A 3,888-nucleotide genomic window follows, 5' to 3' on the forward strand; every position below is an offset into this window, starting at 1 on the left:
GCTACACCTCGCTGGCGGTGCGGTCGATGTTCGGCACCAACAACGGGATCGCCGGACAGGTGCTCGCCGGCTTCGGTACCGACGAACAGAAGACGCGCTGGCTGCCGGCGATGGCGTCCGGAGCCGTGGTCGCATCGTTCGCGCTGACCGAACCGGGGGCCGGCTCCAATCCCGCCGGGCTGCGCAGCAAAGCGGTTCGAGACGGCGACGACTGGCTGATCTCCGGCCAGAAACGGTTCATCACCAACGCCCCGGCCGCGCAGCTGTTCGTGGTGTTCGCCCGCAGCCGCCCGGCCGACGAGAACGGCACCGGGATCGCGGTCTTCCTGGTACCCGCCGAAACGCCCGGGCTCCGGGTCGGGGTGAAGGACGCCAAGATGGGCCAGGAGGGCGCCTGGACGGCCGACGTCGACTTCGCCGACGTCCGGGTTCCCGCCGACGCGCTGGTCGGCGGCGACGAAGACATCGGCTACCGCGCGGCGATGGTGTCGTTGGCGCGCGGCCGGATCCACATCGCGGCGATCGCGGTGGGCACCGCGCAACGCGCCCTCGACGAGTCGGTCGCCTACGCGGCCACCGCAACCCAAGGCGGCAGTGCGATAGGCGATTTCCAACTGGTGCAGGCGATGCTCGCCGACCAGCAGACCGGCGTGCTGGCCGGCCGGTCCATGGTCCGAGACGCCGCGCGCCGGTGGGTGTCCCACGAAGACCGCAGGATCGCCCCGTCGGCGGCCAAGCTGTTCTGCACCGAAATGGCCAATAACGTCGCCGATCTCGCGGTGCAGATCCACGGCGGCAGCGGATACATCCGAGGCGTGCCGGTGGAACGGATCTACCGCGATGTGCGGTTGCTGCGACTTTACGAGGGTACCAGTGAAATTCAGCGGCTGATCATCGGATCCGGCCTGGTCAGGGCGGCAAAAAAACGTTCCTGACCTACCGCCAGATGTATTCTGGACGTGTAACTCACGACATTGTTAGCATTTAATGTGAGGAAGCCCATACCATTTCACGCCGAACGAACTTGGGGACCTCTCCAGAATCTTGTTACGGTGCCGACTCATGTCTGGTCTCGAAGCTCTGTTAGCGTTGGTTCAGCAGGTGTCCGGTACCCCCTACATCGCGGGCGGTAATTCGCCGGCCGGTACCGACTGCTCAGGACTCGCCTCGTGGACGTCAAACGTGGCCAGCGGCCGTCCGGCGTTCAGCGGCAGGTTCCACACCGCCAACGAGGAGTCCGCCCTGCTGTCCCGCGGCTTCCAGTACGGAACCGCGCCCGGCGCCCTGGTGATCGGCTGGAACAGCTACCACACGGCGGTGACGCTGCCGGACGGAACACCGGTCTCCAGCGGTGAGTCCGGCGGCGGTGTCCGGGTCGGCGGCGGCGGCGCCTACCAGCCGCAGTTCACCCACCACATGTTCCTGCCGGTGGACACCGAGTCGTCGGCCCCCGAGCCCGCGCCGGAGCCGGCCGAGCTGGCTTTCGCGCCGCTCCCCGCACCCCCGCCGGACGACGCACCGCCCCCCGGTGAGCTGCCGCCGCCGGCCGACTTCCTGGTCGCCCCGGATGCCCCGCCGCCGCCCTTCGAGCCGCCGGCCGAGCCGCCCGCCTTCGAGCCGCCGGCCGAGCCGCCCGCCTTCGAGCCGCCCGCCGAGGGCGAGCCCGCCCCGCCTCAGCCCTGAGGCGCCGCGCCGCGGCGGGCCAGCAACCACGCCTGCCCGTCGCCGTCGCCGGCGGCGATCGGATCCAGCGCGGCGAAGGCCGTCGGCAGCTCGCCTTCCGCCACCCGGAACGGCCCGGCCGCCCCGCCGACCCGGCTCAGCGCGGTGATCGCCAGCAACCCGCCCGGTGCCAGCCGCTCGGTCAGCGCCCGGTCCAGCCGCGGATCGCGGAACCGTCGACAGTAGATCACGTCGACGGGCGACCCGGGCGGCAGACCGTCATCGAGGTCGGCGACGTCGAAGCGACAGTGACGGCCGAGACCGCTGCGGCGGGCCAGATCGCGCGCCCAGCCGATCGCCACCGCGGAGACGTCGAGGCCGTGCACGTCCAGACCCCGGCAGGCCAGCCACACCGCGCCGAGCCCGGCACCGCAGGCGACATCCAGGGCACGCCCGGCGGCCGGGAACATCTCCCGGTAGGGCGCGAACGCCGGGTCCAGCCCGATCGCCTCCAGCGGCGGAGCGCCCTGGCGGGCGTACCTGTCGTCCCACCGGACGCGGTCGGCGTCACTCATCCGTTCCAGCGGGCCAGCCAGTCGCGCTCCTGTCGCGCCTTGGCCGCATGCAGGTCGGCGCTCGGCGGATAGATGCGGACGGCCGGTTCCGGTGCGGCCAGAAAGTCGCCTTCGATCTTCACCGCCTGCCCGTCGCCGACCTCCATGACGCAGCCGCCGCGGCCGGTGAAGGGGGCGGCGGCGATGTCGTAGCCCAGGTGGCGGGCGATCTGGTCGGCCGCCACCCGGGCCCCCTCCTCGGCGAAGATGCCGGCCTTGGGCAGCGGCAGGTCGTGGGCGAGGGTCAGCGCGCTGTTGTCACCGATCGCCCACACCCCGGGAATCGCGGTGGCCAGGGTGGCCGGATCGACCGGAATCCAGCCACCCGGGTTGGTCGCCCCGGGCAGCACCGCCGCCGCCGCGGAGCGGTGCGGCGGGACGACCGCCAGCAGGTCGAACGGCTCGGTGGTGCCGTCGGCGAGCTGCACCGTCCGGGCATCGGCGTCGATCGCCGTGGTGGGCCGGCCGGGCTGGAACCCGATCCCGCGGGCGTCGAGCATGCCGGCCACCGCGCTGCCGACCTCCGGACCGAGGACCGCGATCGGCCGCGGCTCGCAGCTGATCACGTCCACCCGGACGGCGCCGTCGGCGAACCGCCGGCCGAGCCGCTCGGCGATCAGGAAAGCCGCCTCATACGGCGCGGGCGGGCATTTGAACGGCAGCGTCGGCACCAGCACCACGATCCGGCCCGACATCAGCGCGTCGACGCGGTCGCCCAGTTCCGCGGCGCCGGCCACGGTGTAGAACGGGCCGGCGACGCCGCGGGTGATCGCCGCGCCCAGCCCCGGGAGGGCGGCGGTGTCCAGGTCGGCCCCGAGGGCCACCAGCAGGGCGTCGTAGCCGGTCGAGCCGGCCGCGCCGCCGGCATCCCGGTACCGCACCAGCCGGGCGTCGGTGTCCACCCCGGTGACCTCGCCGGTCGTCGTCGACACGCCGGGCAGCGCGGCGCCGGTCAGGGTCGCCGCCACGTCCTCCGGCGTGCGCCAGCCACGGAGCACCCGCATCGCCGACAACCCCAGGTTGGCGGTGAACGATCGGTCGATCAGCTCGACCCGCACGGTCGGCGGCAGGGTGGCGCGCAACCGTTCGGCGGCGGTCCGCCCGCCCATGCCGGCGCCGAGGACGACGACGGTTGCAGCGGTTTCAGCCATCGTCCTCACCCCGCGGCCCGCCAGTGGCGCGCCGCCGTCTGCACGTCGTGGCCGCACGGCAGCGGGTGCCGGCCCCGCCCGGTGACGGAGCGGTCGGTCACGTCGTCCTCGGGCCCGGGTGCTGAACACCCCGGCGGAACTGGCCGAGCTGATCCGGGCCGGTGATCGTCTGACCACCCTGGACGTGCGCCGGCGGCACGACGAGCCGGACGGGCACTCGGCTTACCTGCAGGGCATCTCCCCGGTGCGGTGTATGTCTCCCTCGCATACACAGCCGTCCGGAAGCGGGCACCGCTCTCCCCGCTCGGCTCGCGCTCCGCCCATGACGCCAGATTCATACGATTGTTCCTACAGCACGCCACCGACTACCGACCAGACAGTTGGCAAACCCGTCGACGAGCCTACCGACCCGTCTTGAACGACGTCCCGAGACTCCGGCGGGGTTGGACGCACGGGTGTGG

The 3,888-nt window shown here is 72.5% G+C and carries 4 protein-coding genes and 1 pseudogene; 3 read left to right on the forward strand and 2 right to left on the reverse strand.

Annotated features, from left to right (window positions below; all coding sequences use genetic code 11):
* On the forward strand, positions 1-935 hold a 935-nt coding region (locus tag AC2VNT_RS01765), incomplete at its 5' end, for an acyl-CoA dehydrogenase family protein (RefSeq protein ID WP_486945222.1).
* Between the two features lie 127 nt (positions 936-1,062).
* The gene (locus tag AC2VNT_RS01770; protein ID WP_486945223.1) at positions 1,063-1,683 is read left to right on the forward strand and encodes a peptidoglycan endopeptidase; all 621 of its coding nucleotides are present in this window, start codon (positions 1,063-1,065) and stop codon (positions 1,681-1,683) included.
* On the opposite strand, the gene AC2VNT_RS01775 is transcribed toward AC2VNT_RS01770, so the two are convergent.
* Together AC2VNT_RS01775 and AC2VNT_RS01780 are read right to left on the reverse strand one after the other, a co-directional pair.
* Positions 1,674-2,237: a class I SAM-dependent methyltransferase gene (locus tag AC2VNT_RS01775; RefSeq protein WP_486945224.1), complete on the reverse strand. Its 564-nt coding sequence runs from the start codon at positions 2,235-2,237 to the stop codon at positions 1,674-1,676. The genes AC2VNT_RS01770 and AC2VNT_RS01775 overlap by 10 nt on opposite strands.
* Positions 2,234-3,427 carry an NAD(P)/FAD-dependent oxidoreductase gene (locus AC2VNT_RS01780; protein ID WP_486945225.1) on the reverse strand — a complete coding sequence of 398 codons (1,194 nt, stop codon included), beginning with the start codon at positions 3,425-3,427 and terminating at the stop codon, positions 2,234-2,236. Before AC2VNT_RS01780 ends, AC2VNT_RS01775 begins: the two co-directional genes overlap by 4 nt.
* Positions 3,428-3,545: 118 nt before the next feature.
* Here AC2VNT_RS01780 and AC2VNT_RS01785 point away from each other — a divergent pair.
* Positions 3,546-3,691 (forward strand): annotated as a pseudogene (locus AC2VNT_RS01785) (sulfurtransferase); the annotation flags it as partial.
* Positions 3,692-3,888 lie beyond the last annotated feature (197 nt).

The sequence above is a fragment of the Mycobacterium sp. TH-M15 genome (assembly GCF_057473705.1).